General features: G+C 57.4%; 19 protein-coding genes, 1 tRNA gene and 1 pseudogene. 15 read left to right on the forward strand and 6 right to left on the reverse strand.

Annotation, left to right across the window (positions count from 1 at the left end; all coding sequences use genetic code 11):
• Position 1: 1 nt before the first annotated feature.
• From GAL_RS08705 to GAL_RS08745, 9 genes are read left to right on the forward strand one after another with little or no spacing between them, the layout of a single operon-like run.
• Entirely contained in the window at positions 2 to 328 is a 327-nt protein-coding gene (locus GAL_RS08705; protein ID WP_024097219.1) for a hypothetical protein, read from the forward strand.
• Positions 328 to 1,146, forward strand: a complete 819-nt coding sequence (locus tag GAL_RS08710; protein WP_024097220.1) for a hypothetical protein — start codon at positions 328 to 330, stop codon at positions 1,144 to 1,146. Before GAL_RS08705 ends, GAL_RS08710 begins: the two co-directional genes overlap by 1 nt.
• Positions 1,143 to 1,616 carry a hypothetical protein gene (locus GAL_RS21940; RefSeq protein WP_024097221.1) on the forward strand — a complete coding sequence of 158 codons (474 nt, stop codon included), beginning with the start codon at positions 1,143 to 1,145 and terminating at the stop codon, positions 1,614 to 1,616. The genes GAL_RS08710 and GAL_RS21940 overlap by 4 nt, the downstream gene beginning before the upstream one ends.
• The gene (locus tag GAL_RS08720) at positions 1,597 to 1,941 is read left to right on the forward strand and encodes a DUF1353 domain-containing protein (protein WP_024097222.1); all 345 of its coding nucleotides are present in this window, start codon (positions 1,597 to 1,599) and stop codon (positions 1,939 to 1,941) included. Before GAL_RS21940 ends, GAL_RS08720 begins: the two co-directional genes overlap by 20 nt.
• Before the next feature lie 9 nt (positions 1,942 to 1,950).
• The gene (locus tag GAL_RS08725) at positions 1,951 to 2,247 is read left to right on the forward strand and encodes a hypothetical protein (RefSeq protein WP_024097223.1); all 297 of its coding nucleotides are present in this window, start codon (positions 1,951 to 1,953) and stop codon (positions 2,245 to 2,247) included.
• Positions 2,244 to 2,678 carry a hypothetical protein gene (locus GAL_RS08730; protein WP_024097224.1) on the forward strand — a complete coding sequence of 145 codons (435 nt, stop codon included), beginning with the start codon at positions 2,244 to 2,246 and terminating at the stop codon, positions 2,676 to 2,678. The genes GAL_RS08725 and GAL_RS08730 overlap by 4 nt, the downstream gene beginning before the upstream one ends.
• Positions 2,675 to 3,352 (forward strand): NlpC/P60 family protein, encoded by a 678-nt coding sequence (locus GAL_RS08735; protein WP_024097225.1) that lies wholly within the window; start codon positions 2,675 to 2,677, stop codon positions 3,350 to 3,352. Before GAL_RS08730 ends, GAL_RS08735 begins: the two co-directional genes overlap by 4 nt.
• Before the next feature lies 1 nt (position 3,353).
• Complete coding sequence (locus GAL_RS08740) at positions 3,354 to 3,566, forward strand: hypothetical protein (protein ID WP_024097226.1); 213 nt, start codon at positions 3,354 to 3,356, stop codon at positions 3,564 to 3,566.
• Positions 3,563 to 3,790: a hypothetical protein gene (locus GAL_RS08745; protein ID WP_024097227.1), complete on the forward strand. Its 228-nt coding sequence runs from the start codon at positions 3,563 to 3,565 to the stop codon at positions 3,788 to 3,790. Before GAL_RS08740 ends, GAL_RS08745 begins: the two co-directional genes overlap by 4 nt.
• 347 nt (positions 3,791 to 4,137) lie before the next feature.
• On the opposite strand, the gene GAL_RS21945 is transcribed toward GAL_RS08745, so the two are convergent.
• Positions 4,138 to 5,172 carry a restriction endonuclease gene (locus tag GAL_RS21945; RefSeq protein WP_052331594.1) on the reverse strand — a complete coding sequence of 345 codons (1,035 nt, stop codon included), beginning with the start codon at positions 5,170 to 5,172 and terminating at the stop codon, positions 4,138 to 4,140.
• A gap of 43 nt (positions 5,173 to 5,215) precedes the next feature.
• Between GAL_RS21945 and GAL_RS22215 the strand changes: the two are divergent.
• Positions 5,216 to 5,457, forward strand: a pseudogene (locus tag GAL_RS22215) (transposase); the annotation flags it as partial.
• A 44-nt stretch (positions 5,458 to 5,501) separates the two neighbouring features.
• Here the strand turns inward: GAL_RS22215 and GAL_RS08760 are convergent.
• From GAL_RS08760 to GAL_RS08780, 4 genes are all read right to left on the reverse strand, one after another.
• Positions 5,502 to 6,227, reverse strand: a complete 726-nt coding sequence (locus GAL_RS08760) for a hypothetical protein (RefSeq protein WP_145957932.1) — start codon at positions 6,225 to 6,227, stop codon at positions 5,502 to 5,504.
• Positions 6,228 to 6,869: 642 nt separating this feature from the next.
• Positions 6,870 to 7,562, reverse strand: coding sequence for an SOS response-associated peptidase (locus GAL_RS08770; protein ID WP_024097231.1), 693 nt, complete (start codon positions 7,560 to 7,562; stop codon positions 6,870 to 6,872).
• Between the two features lie 251 nt (positions 7,563 to 7,813).
• A tRNA-Arg gene (locus tag GAL_RS08775) sits at positions 7,814 to 7,890 on the reverse strand.
• Positions 7,891 to 8,130: 240 nt separating this feature from the next.
• Complete coding sequence (locus GAL_RS08780; protein ID WP_024097232.1) at positions 8,131 to 8,700, reverse strand: YcbK family protein; 570 nt, start codon at positions 8,698 to 8,700, stop codon at positions 8,131 to 8,133.
• A gap of 374 nt (positions 8,701 to 9,074) precedes the next feature.
• Between GAL_RS08780 and GAL_RS08785 the strand changes: the two genes are divergently transcribed.
• The 4 genes from GAL_RS08785 to GAL_RS08800 are packed head-to-tail and all read left to right on the forward strand — an operon-like array spanning position 9,075 to position 13,361.
• A complete protein-coding gene (locus GAL_RS08785; protein WP_024097233.1) occupies positions 9,075 to 10,709 on the forward strand; it encodes a L,D-transpeptidase family protein in 1,635 nt (544 codons plus the stop codon).
• A gap of 38 nt (positions 10,710 to 10,747) precedes the next feature.
• Complete coding sequence (lpxD, locus tag GAL_RS08790) at positions 10,748 to 11,821, forward strand: UDP-3-O-(3-hydroxymyristoyl)glucosamine N-acyltransferase (RefSeq protein ID WP_024097234.1); 1,074 nt, start codon at positions 10,748 to 10,750, stop codon at positions 11,819 to 11,821.
• A 48-nt stretch (positions 11,822 to 11,869) separates the two neighbouring features.
• Complete coding sequence (locus GAL_RS08795) at positions 11,870 to 12,124, forward strand: acyl carrier protein (protein WP_024097235.1); 255 nt, start codon at positions 11,870 to 11,872, stop codon at positions 12,122 to 12,124.
• 28 nt (positions 12,125 to 12,152) lie between these two features.
• Positions 12,153 to 13,361: a beta-ketoacyl-[acyl-carrier-protein] synthase family protein gene (locus GAL_RS08800; protein WP_024097236.1), complete on the forward strand. Its 1,209-nt coding sequence runs from the start codon at positions 12,153 to 12,155 to the stop codon at positions 13,359 to 13,361.
• Between the two features lie 95 nt (positions 13,362 to 13,456).
• Here the strand turns inward: GAL_RS08800 and GAL_RS08805 are convergent, their stop codons facing one another.
• A complete protein-coding gene (locus GAL_RS08805; RefSeq protein ID WP_024097237.1) occupies positions 13,457 to 14,098 on the reverse strand; it encodes an invasion associated locus B family protein in 642 nt (213 codons plus the stop codon).
• 543 nt (positions 14,099 to 14,641) lie between these two features.
• Between GAL_RS08805 and GAL_RS08810 the strand changes: the two genes are divergently transcribed.
• Positions 14,642 to 16,186 (forward strand): helicase HerA-like domain-containing protein, encoded by a 1,545-nt coding sequence (locus GAL_RS08810; RefSeq protein WP_024097238.1) that lies wholly within the window; start codon positions 14,642 to 14,644, stop codon positions 16,184 to 16,186.
• Positions 16,187 to 16,231 lie beyond the last annotated feature (45 nt).

Below are 16,231 nucleotides of genomic sequence, written 5' to 3' on the forward strand. Positions count from 1 at the left end.
CATGACCGACACCGTAGGGCAGGCACTCACCACCAGCTCAGCTGATGTATTCACCGTTCCAGCAGGCAAGGTTCGCCACGTCACCTTGATCCAGGTCTGCAACGTGGACGGCACCAACGCAGCAGACGCCACCATCCAGTGGACCGACGCCAGCAATTCCGACGCTGTAACCCGGCTGGCCTATCAGGTCACAGTTGAGGCGCAGGACAGCCGCACAATGTCCGTTGGCGCCTTGGCTCTCGCGGCTGGCGACAAGCTGCAAGCATTGGCGTCGGCGGCAAGCGATTTGGAGATGACGGTGACCTACTACGACGAGGACGCCGCCTGATGCGCGGGGTTCGTCATCTGGGCGGGCTGGCTTCTGCTGGCGCCAGTCTAAAGGGTGTCGGGAAGGGAGGCGGATCGGACGCTGGAATTGTCAGCCTTCCAACAGGGAGCGGGCAATATACTTGCCCCACGTTCAGCACCCCTTCCAGCAACCCAAGGTCCATTACGGTGGATCCCGCGGGTGGCAATCTGGTCTCCTATGATTTTGCGACCGGCTTGATCTATGTGCACGATGGCCTGACCGGAACCGTGCTGTCGTCATTTGCCTCGCCTGACCCCAGTGCAACCATTGAAGACATGGAGATTGATCCGGCTACCGGAAACCTTCTGCTTATGGGGGGCGGGAATTTACAAATTCAAGACGGAGTTTCCGAGACGGCCCTGACGGAAATCGCAGGTGTTGGCGGCAGCGGGTTCACCGTCCTGAGCGGTAACTTTGTCACCACTTCCGGCCGCACAATTCGAACGCATGACGGCTTCAGTAGCACCGTGACCTCCAGCGTGACAGTTGACAGCAACTTGCCAACACTGGTCGGCCTGACCGTGGACCCAACCGGTCAGTTCCTAGTCTGTGCAGGAAACAACAACACCCATCCTTCGCTGATCTATGTCACCCCAGAAACAGGATCATTCGCGGCAGGTTTCAGAACCTGTCCATCTTGCCATGGCGTTGCCTTCGATCAGGAAGGTCGTGTCGTCACAATGACCCGAACTGGCGATAAGTTCTATGTCCCGGTTATGGAGAATGGGTTTACCGCAGACGGGGTGATCTACGCGGCTCGACCTGAACAATACAGAAGGGATGACAACTACTCATGACCCAGCTTTACCACACCGCCACCACCGCCCCGGCACCTCTGCCGCACCGCATTCGTCTGAGCGACGGGCGCAGCCGCACCGATCCGGCCAGCTTCACAGCCGAGGAAATCGCGGATGCCGGTTACATCGCATCACCGCCGCAGCCTGATCATGATCCTGCAACCCAGCGCCTGACGTGGGACGGGGCCGCTTGGGGCGTTGAGGATATCCCGGTGCCGGATCCGGTCTATCGGGATCTGGATAGCGCTGCGCTCATTTCCCTTCTGGAGACCGCCGGTGGCATGACGCCGGAGCAGGTGGTGCAGTCCAGCAATGATCCGAACCTGACCTACTTCTGGTTGTTGCTGAAAGTTTCGCCGTTCACGAGCCGGGCAAATCCGAAGCTACCCGGCGCCTTGGCAGGGCTTGACGCTCTGGGATACCTGCCCAACGGATCCCAGGCCGTTCTGGATGGCTGGCCAACCGCCTGATTGGTGCGCCCGCAGCGGGACGGGCTATCGCACCACCAAAGCAATCAAATGGGAGATCGGAACCAAGGGGTCCGGTCTCTTTTTGTACGTGCCGGAGGGGTTCCCCTTCGATGTCTCAATTCCCCGCTGGGCCGGGTGGATCTTTGACCGGCACAACCCGCGATACCTGAAAGCCGCAGCGCTGCATGACTACGCCATTCACGTCCTTGGCTGGGGCCGGGTCAGCGCGGCCGCACCGTTTTCCGAAGCCCTCCGCGCCGATGGCGTGGGGCGCATCCGCAGGCTGGCAATGGTGCTGGCCGTCACCATCCACAAATGGAGCTGACATAGGCACATGCGAGACCTGTTGTTTTCACCGGAGTTCTGGCTGGCGATGATCGCAGCCATTCTTCTCAAGCTGCGGGCGTCACCGCAGATTACGATCTTCGGTGCCATCACCACCACGGCGTCAGCGATCAGCTGCGCTTTGGTGTTCACGGAACCGCTGATGGATTGGTTGGAGTTGGACGGGGAGATCTACACCTATGCCGTCTGCGCGCTGATCGCGCTGACGGGTGAGCATATCGCCCGGCAGGTGCTCTCCCTCGGCATTGAGGATGCGGTCCGACTGTTGCGGGGGAATAAGAAATGACTTGGGGCAAGTTCATCATCGCGGCATGGGGGGTGGTGCTTGCGCTGAGCCTCATGACCAGTGCGCTACCGGCCAGCTGGTGGTTTGAACCTGGTGCGGTCAGGGTCTCCGACGCACGACGGGGTGTCTGTGCCAAGATGGATTTTGACCGTGAGATCAACCGGCCCTTCTTCGGGACGTGGAAGGTCACGGTCATGCGAAAATCTAGCGGCGGCAGTTGGTACACCTTCCGCATCTTCTCTGAGGAAAATGACTACCGCCCAGACAACAGCCTTCCCGAGGATTTGAACATCTGCTGGTGGATCTGGGAAGACAGCATTGACCTCCCCCCTGGCGAATATCGCATCAACACGCTTTGGCGGATCTTTCCAACAGCCGGAGGTGTGCGCGAGGTCAGGCGCACCAGCAACACATTTGAGGTGACACCATGAACGCGGAGACACTCTGGCTGCAGGAGCGGCTTTCTCAGCTGGGATTCGACCCCGGCCCGATTGATGGCCTGCGCGGTCCCCGCACAGACGCTGCGGTTGTCGCGTTCAAGCGGTCGGTTGGCCTGCGCGCGCGGCCCTATGTTGGCCCGCTGACCCGCGCGGCGCTGATGCCTGCGGTGCAAGAGCGGTCAGAACTGCCTTGGATGGCCGAAGCGGCCAAGATGCGCGGCCTGCATGAACAGCGCAACACCGCAGCCCTGCGGCGCTGGTTTGACGCCTCTGTGTCGTGGATCGACCCGCGCGACATCCCTTGGTGTGGTGCATTCGTTGCAACCTGTCACCGGGCGGTGGATCCAGACATTGATCTGCCTGGGAACCCGTTGGGTGCCCGCAACTGGCACCCTTGGGGCGATAAGTGCGATCCCGTCTTCGGGGCTACCTTGGTATTCTGGCGGATCAGTCCGAACCATTGGGCCGGTCACGTCGGGTTCTATCACGGCGAAGACGACACGCATTATCACGTTCTCGGCGGCAATCAGGCGAATGCTGTCACCGTCACCCGGATCGCCAAATCCCGCCTGCTGTCGGCGCGCTGGCCGATTGGCGTCCCGGTCACTGGTCGTCGCATTCTTCTGACCCCCGGCGGCACTCCAATTTCCACAAATGAGGCATGACATGAGCAAGCTACGAAACCCCAAGGTGCAGGGGCAGCTGCGCCACCTTCTGACGGCCATCGGGCCGGTGCTTGCTGTGATCCTGGCATCCGATGATCCGGCTGCGTTGGTGCGTTCTCTCATCGGCGGCGCGGGCTGGCCTGCGCTGGTCGCGTTGCTGATGGCCGTGCTGGGGTTCTGGGCGTCATGGGTGGCCCCGGAGAAGGGTAAATGATCTCCGCGATCCTGTCTCGCTTCTGGGGCTATCTGGTGGCCGCTGGGGCGTTCCTCGCGGCTATCTGGGCTTATGGGCGGTCACAGAAAGCAGAGGGCCGCAAGGAAACGTATATTGAGGCAAAGGAGCGAGACCATGCCAAAGCTGATTCCATTCGTGATCGGGTTGAGCGCGCTGATGATGACCAGCTGCGGGAATTCGATGACGCGGGCTATCGAGACTGAGACGGCTGCTGAGGCTGAGATATGCCGGACCATCGGTCAAAAGTTGCCCACGCGATCCCGCCAAGATACGCAGCAGACCAGGGATGAAATTCAAGAAGCGTATCTGAACTTCAAGCTGACCTGCCCACGATGGGCGCACCTAATACCCGCATGACTGCAACGTGTGAGCCCCGCCAGTGAGCGGGTTTTTTGTTTTTTGAAGCTGTAGCTGCGAAGCGCAGAAAGCGGGATTTGCAAAGTCGTGTTCATCTGTACACGGTGAAGGGGCTGCCCAATCGCTAAACCGCGTTTGGCATACCTTTCACAGAGGCTGCGGGGTAAGTCCGTTAAATAACGGGGAAGTTCGCTCAGACCGCGATTTGTGCTGTGCCAATAGACACAACGACGTCAGTGAGTTTTCCCTCCCCTGAGATGGTTCCGTGCAAACTCAAGCTTTGCAGCACCATCGGCTGATTGAGCTTTGCCGTGATACTACCGGAGAAGAAGCTGTTTGGTTCCGCTCTGATACTATTCAGATCTATATGCCAGTGGAATTTGTCTTCGTGGCTTATAATCTCGCCACCAACCTGATCAAAGATAGTCAAATCGGCATTGGGATTGTTGGGCCGTTCAAGAGCACCACGAAATTCGCAATATCCTGTTGGTGAATGTGGAATGTCGATTTGCTGAATTAGCCCGGTGATATCGAATAGGCCAATAGCGTAGCTCTCGCCAGTCGAAGTAAAAATGGGAGGTGGGGCCGCTAGGCTGACGTAAAACTCGCACTCGCCTTTCTGTGCGATTTCGTCGTGTCTCGTGTTCGCAATATAGCGAAGGGCATTTTCTATAGTGCCGTTTTGCGCAAGCTGATTGAGGATTTCTGTTTCACTTATCAAGGGGCGGGTTTCAACCATCAGCCCGACGTTGAATCTTAACTTTGAAAATCGAGCAAACCGGAAGAGCAATTCACATCGAACGCCCCAAGTCAGAACCTCTTGCTCCGAAACCTGTTCAAGTTCCCTAAGTAAAATGCCATGCTTTTCGGCTTTAATCTTCGCCGTATTTGTGTATCCACTTGAAGAGACGGCAATCATCAAGTCGGCTCCAAGACTCACTCGCCTTCCAATCAGCTCCTCCACCCACATTACATCCTGGGGCTGTCTCCGATGCCTGCACTCGACATGGACCAGAGCGTCTGGCCGTCGAATTTCGATGTCAATTTGACGCTGTTGAGTTGGTGCGTCCGGGTCAGGGATGTGTTTGTCCCAAGTGACGGATTTGGCTTTCGCCTCTAGTAGTTGATAAATGCGTGCCACGCGCTGCTCGAACTGTCGCGATGAAATCAAAGTTCGGCTCCTCTTCGCCTCAGAACACATATATATGGTTTTGTCGCACAGATACATTGAAGAGATTCATTTTGGGAATCCAACCTGATAGCCTGGATGCATGAGTAGCTGGATCTCACGAAGTTCAAGGCCACGAAATGGTCGTCCTACGATGACAGCTTGATGCGACGTGGATCGCTGTCGAACTGGTTTGATCTTGATATGGTTAGGACACCCCCTCCGAACTGCCTGCACGGACGACAGTTCCAGATCAGCGACACTGCGATCCAGACTTGCCCAACCATACAGGCGCTGATCAGCATGCTGCTGCGGCAGACTACTGGGTTCGTTGAGAGCCTACTGTGACTTATCGGATTGGGCTGAAAGTAAGTCTTTAAGATGGCTCTCTAACCCCTCAAATACTTCTCTTTGGTGCGTTGTAAAATGAGTGCGAGCCTAGTGGAGAATTTTCGGCCGTCTTTTATCTCAGCAACACAATAGCCTCGCAACATTCCGCTTAGCGGCAGGATAACCCGTGCGGCCTCCTGTATACACTGAATAAATGTGTCCCGCTGTTTGAACGGCCCACTGCGGATTGATTTGGTGCCGTCCCTTTTTAGTTCCAGCCCCCCAGGAGATGGATGGGTTCCAAGTACAGAAAGTGCTTTGTAGTTTTGCTCACGCTTTCGCTCCGTGAAACCATCACGATTATCCAAGTACTTGCGAATGACCACAGGTTTGTACTCTTCCGGGCTTTTCTTAGGGTCCGATAACAACCATGCTTCCGGTCGGCCTCGCTCATCCAAAAGATAACTCAGTAGGAATTGAGTTTCTAGAATATCACGAGCATACATTGCGCTTCCGGTATAGTTGCCCGACATGGCACTGCGCAGACAGTAAGACGCAGCATCGAAAGTACGAAGAAATAGTCCCACTAATGCGACATGTCGATCGCCAGAAGGCCTCATCCTGCGAACAGTTTCAACGCAGTCCATGTAAGCCTCTATCAGTTCAAGATGGTCTTGGAGGTGTTCTTCTGATGCCATCACTTTAGTGGCCCACACCATCATCTCATCTTCTGCAGCCCAGAGACGCGAAAGATTTTCTGGAACTATATAGGTCACTTTCGACAATTAACTTACCTTCGCAGCCGTCTTCCAGCCACATTGCATGCACCGAATTGCCGAGACAATACCCTAAGAGTAAATGACCGCTTCGGGCTGACTGGCGCCATCCGGGTTCGGGTGCCAGGGGGCGAATTTGCCGTGCGTCAGCAGTAGTACCTCGGCAAGGCAGCTTGGAGGCCAAACTACATCATGCTGAACCACGCGCGAACGTCAGATGTCTACCGCAGGCCGTTTCGCTTCTCTCGCAGCTTGACGCACTCGAAATGTTCCCTATTTGTTCGATTCATGTGGGCCATGCGAAAAACGGTAATCGGCGGCGAAGTCAGCGAAGATGATTGGGTGATTGTCTGGAACGGCCGTTCGGTGGGCCGGATAAGTCTGGATGCATTTCCATATAATGATGCCAAGTCCTGGACGTGGGCGACATGGGTCCATCCAGCAGAGCACGGTCGGGTCGACACTATGGAAGAGGCCAGAGAGAAAGTACGAAAGGTAGTATTGCGCGTGTTGGCCAGCGAAGACTAACGCCGCTCCAATTCTAGACCTCTATCGAACCGTATCCGTGCGGAGAACATCTTCCAGACGCTCTGCAGCAGATCGTGGCGCGCCACAGTTGGGGCAGCGGTCTTGGCTGAAACCGGACGCCTGCTAGAACAGCGTTCCGAATGGCTCGATCAGATCCGGCCCATCGTCGTCGCGTCCAAAGGGGGCAACCTTCTGCGCCCTCATGCGTCCGTTCCAAGAGGTCCCTAGGTCTTGTTCTTCGCTGCTCTCTAGGTCTCCTGAGAGCCAAGATATGATCTGATCATCCGCAAGGATCACCGGAGAGCGTGCGTGTATCTCACTGATCTGCGGCAATGCTGATCGCGTCAAAATAGTGCATGTGTGCAGATCATCGCTTAGGCGTGAATAGAGCCCAGCAAAGAACAGGGCGGGGGCGTTGCTATCGGTGGTGATCCACCAGGGTTGTTTGTTGCCCTTCGGTCCTGTCCATTCGTAGTAACCAGCTGCCGGGATGATGCATCGTTGTGACTTCCATGCATTGCGAAAACTTGGCAGGTTGGCAGCGGTCTCAATCTTCGCGTTGAAGGTGGTGCGTTTCCAGGCCTTTACATCGCCGCGATGCCAGCTTGGCACGAACCACCAGCGGGCTGTCGTGCTGAACAGCTTGTCGGCATTCAGATAGGCGATGTCCACCAGTTGGGTGGGCTTTACATTCCAGCTCGCAGATAGCTCAACAGCATTAGGATCGCGCACTGGTATAGGTGGGCCGACGAAACGGCGCTCCATCTCGTATAGCTGTCTCCACGTAAGATCTGGCCTGCCCAATCTCCCGCACATGGTTGATCTACCTCTTACCAAATGGGTCCGGTACCGCACGATAGGCCAACGCTTGAATTTTGCAATTCGTTCTCTCTATGTCTCATCTCGAAGGGGGGGGGAAGGTGAGGTGCCATGCGGGCAAGAAAAGCTCATCAATGGGAATGGGATGAACCTGAAAATCCGAAAAGGCATGAGATGTGAAATAGCCAGGTTTCTGTTACTAGTAACAGAAACAGCAGATCTCAAGAAAATCTAAGTGATTGATTTAATGGCGCACCTGAGAGGATTCGAACCTCTGGCCTCTGCCTTCGGAGGGCAGCGCTCTATCCAGCTGAGCTACAGGTGCCTATACGCGTCGTATAGCCGTCGCAGGGTGGGTCTGCAATGGCAAAAAACACCGGAACCATAATTCAATTCAGGCGTTTGTCATCTGTATGCAGTTGCTTTGGACTATCCATGACACGCCGCGAGTTCTGCAGAAAAATTGCCTTTCGGGCGCCGCGTTCTCGCGCAGCAAAAAACCCATGTTGCGTCACAACATGGGTTTGCAGAGCCTCGGGACAGGCGGTCAGAAATGGTCGCGGTATCAGCCGTTCCAGCTGCGAACGACACCACAGTCCATGTGGACAAAGTTCGACCCACGGTATTTACCGACGCCACCCGCACGGCACGCTTTTGCTGCGTTGGCCATCTGCGTCACCGAGCGAGAGGATAGGCGCAGATCTGCTGCCTGACCACGCATGTGAAGGGAATTCTTCGCAACCCCACGTGACCGGCTGCGCAACATGGCGTTGGTTTTCGGACTGCGATAGCCCGACAGCATCATATAGGGTTCGTTCACATCAAGGAGGTTGTGCGATGCAGCCATAATATCAATGGTGCGCAGATCAATATCCTTGACCTGATCATTGCGCCAATCGCGCATGAAGTGGTTCACTTCTTTCACCGCATCCTTGATGTATTTGCCGTCGATCCAATACACCATATCGATCCGCTCACCGGTGCGGCCTGAGAACATTCGGATCCGCCGAATGTCACCCGCGCCGCGCAAGAATCCCGCTGCATTGGAGAAGGTCGGAGCGGCGACCAAAGTTGTTGCCGCAAACGCACCCAGTAGGGCACGACGGGAGAAACCCGATTTTTCAGTATTAGCCATTGTCACTGCGCTGTCCCGTACGCCTGATGTCTCTGCCTGTGCCCGATGTTACGGACATGGTGTGGTCCTGTTTCCACGCGAGAACTGTATTGCACATACAGAATCGCGCGCCAAGTTTTGAATGTTGCAGCTCGACATGAACTGTGAATTTCGGCAATTTTTTGCGCAAAAGGGAAATAAATGGTTAATTTCCCCTCAATGTGTCGTGGCCGCCACGGGCCGTATGCGTCTTATTGCGGCCCATAAGACGCAGGTGCCTGTTGCCTGTTTGCGCTGATCAAAATGTGAATGGACAGCGAGGGCTGGCGTTTACCAGGATTTCATGTAGGCAACCGCAGACTGTGAAAAGCAATTCATTTGAGGACCGTACCCATATGTCGCCTGTCATTGTGACCCGTGCCATTTCGACTGTTGGCCCGACGCTGAAGGCGGGGCTGTTTGCGCTTGCGCTTGGCGGCTTTGTATTCGGTGCACCGGATGGTGCAACCGCACAGGTGACCGCATTTAAGCAAGCGGTTGCGGAGGCGGCCTCGGCGAGCGATCCGGTGGCACAGTTCTACCGCGAGACGGGGTACACCGCGATCTGGACCGGGAGTGATGATGCCGCCCGTGCCCGTCGCGCCGCACTGTTCCGCGCTCTGGGAGAGGCGCCGATGCACGGGCTTCCGGATCGGACATCGGAAATCAACGCATTGATGGACGTCCTGCGCACAGTCCAGACCACCCGTGATCTGGGTCGGGCGGAGGTGGCGATGAGCCGCGCGTTGGTCGGTTATGCCAGTGACTTGCAAACCGGGCTCCTACAGCCGCGCCAAATTGATGATGGTATCGTCCGCAAGAAGCATCAGCCTGATTTTGCCGCCTATCTCGCTGGCATCCGCGATCAAGCACCGGTTGCCTATCTGCGCAGCCTCGCTCCGCAGAGCGCCCAATATCAGGCGTTGCTGCGTGAAAAGATGCGGCTGGAAGGGCTGCAACGGGCGGGTGGCTGGGGCCCACGGGTCGCTGCCAAGAAACTGGAAAGCGGAGATCAGGGGCCCGCGGTCATCGCGCTGCGCAATCGCCTTATCGCCATGGGCTATCTGCCGCGCAGTGCGGCGCGCAGTTACGACGGCGCGCTGGAACGCGCGGTTCAGGCGTTTCAATCCGATCACGGTCTGACCGCTGATGGGGTTGCCGGTGGCGGCACTCTGGCCGAAATCAACAAACCGGTGTCGGCGCGGCTGAAGTCTGTGCTGGTCGCCATGGAGCGTGAACGCTGGCTGACGCCGGAGCGCGGAACCCGCCATGTTCTGGTAAACCAGACCGACTTCACCGCCAAGATTATCGACAATGGCGAAGTGACCTTTGTGACGCGCTCCGTCATTGGCAAAGACAATGCCGATCGACGCTCGCCGGAGTTCTCCGACGAGATGGAGCATATGGTCATCAACCCCAGCTGGTACGTCCCACGCTCCATCGTGACGAAGGAATACCTGCCCAAGCTGCGCAACAACCCAAATGCGGTCGGCCACATCGAGATCACCGACAGCCGCGGTCGCAAAGTGAATCGCGCCACCGCTGATTTTTCAAAATATACCGCGCGAACCTTCCCTTTTGCGATGCGCCAGCCTCCGAGCCGCAAAAACGCGCTAGGGCTGGTGAAATTCATGTTCCCGAACAAATATAACATCTATCTGCATGACACCCCGCAAAAGAGCCTGTTCCAACGGGAGGTCCGCGCCTTCTCGCATGGCTGTATCCGCCTCGCACAACCCTTTGAATTTGCGTATGCTTTGCTGGCGCGCCAGACCGAGAACCCCAAGGATTTCTTTCACCGCATCCTAAACAGCGGCAAGGAAACCAAGGTCGTTCTCGACCAAAAGGTGCCGGTTCACATCATTTACCGGACGGCGTTTGTGACCCCCAAAGGTCAGCCTGAGTATCGTCGTGACATTTACGGCCGTGACGCCAAGGTATGGGCCGCGCTGGAACGGGCAGGGGTGGTGTTGCCGGGCGTACAAGGGTAATCCTCGGGCCCAAAGGCAACAGACCGGAAGGGCCCGACATGTTTACAGTCCGCGAAATCGCCGCCTCACTCCAGGCAGAGGCCGAGGGAGATCTGGATCTGGTGGTGCAGCGGGCCGCTGAACCTCAGGATGCCGGGCCCGATGATCTCGCCATGGCGATGGCTCCCAAATATGCTGAGAGCCTAGACGAGGGCAGCGCCCGTGCGGCGTTGGTCTGGGAAGGCGCCGACTGGCAAGCCATGGGCCTTCAGGCAGCCATCTTTGCACCGCGCCCCCGCCTGGCCATGGGCGGCATTACCCGGCTTCTGGATCCCGGACAGGGCTTTGGCACGGGTATCCATCCCAGCGCGGTCATCGATCCTGATGCTGATCTGGGCGAGGGCGTTTCGGTTGGCCCGCTGGCGGTGATCGCTGCAGGCGCGCGCATTGGCGCAGGATCTGTCATTGGCCCGCAATGCTATATCGGTACAGATGTCACTATTGGCACTGACGCCCGCCTGCGCGAGGCCGTGAGCATTGGGGCCCGCGCCATCATCGGCGACCGGTTCCGCGCACAACCCGGCGCACGGGTTGGCGGCGACGGGTTTTCTTATGTCACCCCGGAGGTGTCGGGCGTGGAAACCGCCCGCAAAACAATGGGCGATCAGGGCGAAAGCAAAGCGCAAAGCTGGCTGCGTATTCACTCCCTTGGAGCCGTAGAAATTGGTGATGACGTGGAACTTGGCACCAATTGCACCATCGACAACGGCACTATCCGCAGCACCGTGATCGGCAGCGGCAGCAAACTGGATAACCTCGTTCATATCGGCCACAACACCCGTGTCGGCAAGGATTGTCTGTTGTGTGGGCAGACCGGAATTTCCGGCTCCGTCGATATCGGCAACAATGTGGTTCTCGGCGGTCAGACCGGGGTGGCGGACAACCTCTTTATCGGCAACGGAGCGATTGCCGGCGGCGGCACCAAGATCCTGTCCAATGTTCCCGCAGGCCGCGTGGTGATGGGATATCCGGCTGTCAAAATGGAGACACATACCGAGATGTATAAGGGGCAGCGGCGCCTTGGTCGTCTGATGCGCGACATCGAAGCGTTGAAGAAGGCAGTTTTCAAATAACGGCGCAGCCACTACATGACGCAAAATACCATTGATCAGGGGTCCCTTATGAGCACGCAGGACAAGGTCATCGCCATCATTGCCGAACAGGCTGTGCTGGAACCATCGGATGTGACACTCGATAGCACACTGGAGGATCTGGGGATCGACAGCCTCGGCCTCGTTGAGAGCATCTTCGCCATTGAAGAAGAGTTTGATATCACCATTCCCTTCAATGCCAATGAACCGGAGAAAAGCGATTTCGACATCTCCAACGTGGCGGCGATCATCGCGGGTATCGACACGCTGATTTCAGAAAAATGACGATGCGGGATCGGGTTGGAGACGACGGATGAACCGGGTTGTCATCACCGGGATGGGCACGATCAATGCGCTTGGCCATAATGTTGCCGACACACTGTCCTCCATGGCTGAGGGCCGTTGCGGCATCGGCGATCTGGAGTTCCAGGACGTTGATCGCTTGTCCATTCGCATCGGCGGACAGGTGCGCGGGTTTGAGGCCGAAGGACGTTTTAACCGGCAGCAGATGAGCCTCTATGACCGGTTTACCCAGTTCACATTGACCGCCGCCAAAGAGGCGATAGACCAGTCGGGTTTGGAGTTTCACGGCGAGTTGTCGCAGAAATCAGGTGTGGTCCTTGGCACGGCTGGCGGCGGCGTATCGACCTGGGACGATAACTATCGGTCTGTCTATGAGGCGGGGAAGAACCGTGTCCACCCCTTCGTCGTGCCGAAACTGATGAACAACGCCGCAGCCAGCCATGTCTCCATGGAACACAATCTGAAGGGGCCAAGCTTCACGGTATCCACCGCCTGTGCCTCCTCCAATCATGCGATGGCACAGGCGTTCCAGATGGTTCGCTCCGGTATGGCACCCGTGATGATCACAGGTGGATCTGAGTCGATGCTGTGCTTTGGCGGGGTAAAGGCCTGGGAGGGGCTTCGGGTAATGTCGCGCGATGCCTGTCGTCCTTTTAGCGCCAATCGGAACGGTATGGTGCAGGGCGAGGGAGCTGGGGTCTTTGTCTTCGAAGACTACGAACATGCCCGCGCCCGCAGTGCCGATATCATCTGCGAGGTTATCGGCTTTGCCATGTCATCAGATGCCGCCGATATCGTGATGCCCAGCAAACAAGGCGCGGCGCGGGCCATTGCAGGCGCCTTGCAGGATGCAGGACTGAACCCGGAGGATGTCGGCTATGTCAACGCCCATGGCACGGGGACTGCGGCCAACGACAAAACCGAATGCGCGGCCGTGGCCGATGTCTTTGGTCCGCACGCTGATAATCTGATGATCTCCTCCACCAAATCCATGCACGGCCACCTGATTGGCGGTACGGGCGCGGTGGAACTGCTGGCCTGCATCATGGCTCTGCGCGACGGGGTGGTGGCCCCCACCATCGGCTATGAGGAACCTGATCCGGAATGCGCGCTTGATGTGGTCCCGAATGAGGCGCGGCAAGCTGATGTGACTGTCGCACTCAGCAATGCCTTTGCCTTCGGTGGGTTGAACGCTGTGCTGGCTCTGCGAAAGATCTGAGCGCTCAATCAACACCCAGCAATAGAATATGAAAAACCGCCGCAATCTGACCTTGGATGCGGCGGTTTTCGGTTTAAACGACTTCGCTGGGCGACTTACTGTTCCACCACATCGACAACGTTATAGCCTGCGGTAAAGCCACTCAGTGACAATTCCATATTGATCACCTGATCCGGGGCAGGTGCCGGTCGCAGGCTCAATGTCGCTTTCTTGCCTTTCTTGAAGGCTGAGATATCGGTCTCGGTAAGGCCAATCTGTGCTACACAGCCCATCGGGTTGCAGAACGAGTAGTTATACCGTTTGCCCGGCGCACCATCGATCGAAATGGTCAATGCTGCGGGCAGCAGCGTTTCCAGCGGAACGATGACCGTGGCGCCGGCAACGGCCTGGCTGCCTTCCTGCTTGATCCGGAACATCGAAAACTCCGCCATAGGGTTTCCTGACGTATCGGTCATGATCTGCAGCAGTGAGCAGGGGTCGCTTTCGCCTTCGGTCTTGACGCAGGCCAAGTCCCAATCACCGTGAGTTTCTTTGGAATAGCGCTGGCCCAGTTGCGGGCCATCCTGCACGGGCTGGCCCAGATCCAAGACGTCATCGGCCTTCGGGGCCTCCGTCGTGGCCTCTGCGGCGGGCTGGCTCTCTTCGGTCTCGGCCGCCCCAGCGGTGTCCTGCGCCATCAGGGGCAGCGGCAACGCCATCAGCGCGGCCAGGGTCATCGGGGTCAGGGACTTGATCATGATTGCCTCATCTATCCTGTGTTATTGGCCCGATGTAGCATGCCCTAAACCCGGTGTCAGTCCCATAACCAACTGAGGCCCCAGCACTGGCGGGGAATTGATCGGATTACACGTCAGAGATGGAAGCAGCTGGATTAAAACAAAAAAGGGAGCAAAAATGCCCCCTTTTTCGTATTTTTTCTCCCCGTCGGACTGGCCGACTTAGTTATTGGGAGGACGTTACGAAAGGGTCGGCCATCGGTCAACATGCAAAGAGAAAAAAATGTCGCAGTTGGCAGATTAATTGACGCCTTCGCATAACGCGCGCGCAATGGGCACGCAACATGCCTGATATACGAACCACAGCCACTAGAATGCCTGAAAGCAAGGCACAAAAAAAGGCCGTGCGCGAAGCACGGCCCAGTCTGACAGGGAGGAAATGTCCGCCGAACCAACCGCATGATGGTCGACGGGCAATTATCACTCTCGCATTCAAAGGTTAATTTTGTATTTTCATTTCAGAGAAACCGCAGTGTGCGGGATGACAACAGCCGGGGGCAGATCATGCAGGACAAGTTATTTATCGGGGGCGGGGGTGAAAACTATGCGGATCCACAGGCGCTGACGCTGAAATACGCCAATCGTCACGGGTTGATTGCCGGGGCTACTGGCACCGGCAAAACCGTAACCCTGCAGATCCTGGCCGAGAGTTTCTCCAATGCCGGAGTGCCGGTTATTCTGTCGGATGTAAAAGGGGATCTCTCCGGCCTTGCGAAGTCCGGCAGCGTTACGCACAAACTGCACGACGCCTTTACCAGCCGGGCAGAAAAAATCGGATTTGACGATTACAGCTACCACGCCTGTCCGGTCACCTTCTGGGATCTCTACGGCCAACAGGGGCATCCGGTGCGCACTAATGTCGCAGAAATGGGGCCGCTGCTTCTGGCGCGTTTGCTGGAGCTGAGCGAGGCACAGGAAGGCATTCTGAACATTGCCTTCCGTTTAGCGGATGAGGAAGGGCTGGCGCTGTTGGATCTGAAGGACCTGCAGGCGCTGCTGGTTTGGGTCGGCGAAAACCGTGCCGATCTCTCGCTGCGCTACGGCAATGTCTCCACCGCCTCCATCGGGGCAATCCAGCGTCGATTGCTGGTGCTGGAGAACCAAGGTGGTGCACAGCTCTTTGGCGAACCTGCGCTGGACCTCGCCGATCTGATGCGCTGCACGGCGGACGGGCGGGGTATGGTCAATATTCTCGCCGCTGACAAGCTGATGGCCGCTCCGGGGCTGTATGCGACCTTTCTTTTGTGGCTACTGAGCGAGTTGTTTGAGGAGCTGCCAGAGGTTGGCGATCCTGACAAACCGAAGTTGGTCTTCTTCTTTGACGAGGCGCATCTGCTGTTTGATGACGCCCCCGAGGCACTGATCGACAAGGTGGAGCAAGTGGCCCGTCTGATCCGCTCCAAAGGGGTCGGGATCTACTTTATCACTCAGAACCCGGCTGACGTGCCGGAAGACATCCTTGGCCAGCTTGGCAATCGTATCCAGCACGCCTTGCGTGCCTTCACCGCGCGGGACCGCAAGAACCTGCGGATGGCGGCAGAGACCTATCGCGAGAACCCGCGTTTTTCGACCGAAGAGGCCATCCGCGAGGTCGGCGTCGGCGAGGCGGTGACCTCCATGTTGCAAAAGAAGGGTATTCCCGGTGTCGTCGAACGCACGCTGATCCGCCCGCCCAGTTCTCAGCTGGGACCGATCACTGCAGCGGAGCGGGCGGCGTTCCTGCAGACCTCGGATATGGCTGGGAAGTACGACCAGACCAGCGACCGGCGTTCCGCCTATGAGATCCTCGCCGAACGCGCCGCCAAAGCCGCAGCCGAGGCTGAGGCCGCAGAGGTGGCCGCCGAAGCCGCACCAGAACCGATGGCGCGTGAGTATAACGCCGGGCGGCGCTACTCCGGCAGCCGCGTCAGCCGGTCGTCATCGCGACGGATGAAACCCCGCGACAGCTTTGCATCCGCCATGTCCGAAGCCGTGATCAAGGAGCTGAAAGGCACCACTGGGCGGCGCCTTGTGCGCGGTATCCTTGGTGGGTTGTTCAAGGGACGCTAAGCGCTCATACAACTTACGCATAGAAAACGCCGCCCGGAATATCTC

Origin of the sequence: Phaeobacter gallaeciensis DSM 26640, from assembly GCF_000511385.1 — a bacterium.
Taxonomy (GTDB): Bacteria; Pseudomonadota; Alphaproteobacteria; order Rhodobacterales; family Rhodobacteraceae; genus Phaeobacter; species Phaeobacter gallaeciensis.

What these genes read in the sequence shown, in the direction of transcription:
- GAL_RS08730 (WP_024097224.1), top strand. Translation starts at nt 2,244, where the DNA reads ATGACTTGGGGCAAGTTCATCATCGCGGCATGGGGGGTGGTGCTTGCG.
- GAL_RS08705 (WP_024097219.1), top strand. Translation starts at nt 2, where the DNA reads ATGACCGACACCGTAGGGCAGGCACTCACCACCAGCTCAGCTGATGTA.
- GAL_RS08800 (WP_024097236.1), top strand. Translation starts at nt 12,153, where the DNA reads ATGAACCGGGTTGTCATCACCGGGATGGGCACGATCAATGCGCTTGGC.
- GAL_RS08720 (WP_024097222.1), top strand. Translation starts at nt 1,597, where the DNA reads ATGGCTGGCCAACCGCCTGATTGGTGCGCCCGCAGCGGGACGGGCTAT.
- GAL_RS08810 (WP_024097238.1), top strand. Translation starts at nt 14,642, where the DNA reads ATGCAGGACAAGTTATTTATCGGGGGCGGGGGTGAAAACTATGCGGAT.
- GAL_RS08740 (WP_024097226.1), top strand. Translation starts at nt 3,354, where the DNA reads ATGAGCAAGCTACGAAACCCCAAGGTGCAGGGGCAGCTGCGCCACCTT.
- GAL_RS08805 (WP_024097237.1), bottom strand. Translation starts at nt 14,098, where the DNA reads ATGATCAAGTCCCTGACCCCGATGACCCTGGCCGCGCTGATGGCGTTG.
- GAL_RS08735 (WP_024097225.1), top strand. Translation starts at nt 2,675, where the DNA reads ATGAACGCGGAGACACTCTGGCTGCAGGAGCGGCTTTCTCAGCTGGGA.
- GAL_RS08725 (WP_024097223.1), top strand. Translation starts at nt 1,951, where the DNA reads ATGCGAGACCTGTTGTTTTCACCGGAGTTCTGGCTGGCGATGATCGCA.
- GAL_RS21945 (WP_052331594.1), bottom strand. Translation starts at nt 5,172, where the DNA reads ATGTATCTGTGCGACAAAACCATATATATGTGTTCTGAGGCGAAGAGG.
- GAL_RS08780 (WP_024097232.1), bottom strand. Translation starts at nt 8,700, where the DNA reads ATGGCTAATACTGAAAAATCGGGTTTCTCCCGTCGTGCCCTACTGGGT.
- GAL_RS21940 (WP_024097221.1), top strand. Translation starts at nt 1,143, where the DNA reads ATGACCCAGCTTTACCACACCGCCACCACCGCCCCGGCACCTCTGCCG.
- GAL_RS08770 (WP_024097231.1), bottom strand. Translation starts at nt 7,562, where the DNA reads ATGTGCGGGAGATTGGGCAGGCCAGATCTTACGTGGAGACAGCTATAC.
- GAL_RS08785 (WP_024097233.1), top strand. Translation starts at nt 9,075, where the DNA reads ATGTCGCCTGTCATTGTGACCCGTGCCATTTCGACTGTTGGCCCGACG.
- GAL_RS08745 (WP_024097227.1), top strand. Translation starts at nt 3,563, where the DNA reads ATGATCTCCGCGATCCTGTCTCGCTTCTGGGGCTATCTGGTGGCCGCT.
- lpxD (WP_024097234.1), top strand. Translation starts at nt 10,748, where the DNA reads ATGTTTACAGTCCGCGAAATCGCCGCCTCACTCCAGGCAGAGGCCGAG.
- GAL_RS08710 (WP_024097220.1), top strand. Translation starts at nt 328, where the DNA reads ATGCGCGGGGTTCGTCATCTGGGCGGGCTGGCTTCTGCTGGCGCCAGT.
- GAL_RS08795 (WP_024097235.1), top strand. Translation starts at nt 11,870, where the DNA reads ATGAGCACGCAGGACAAGGTCATCGCCATCATTGCCGAACAGGCTGTG.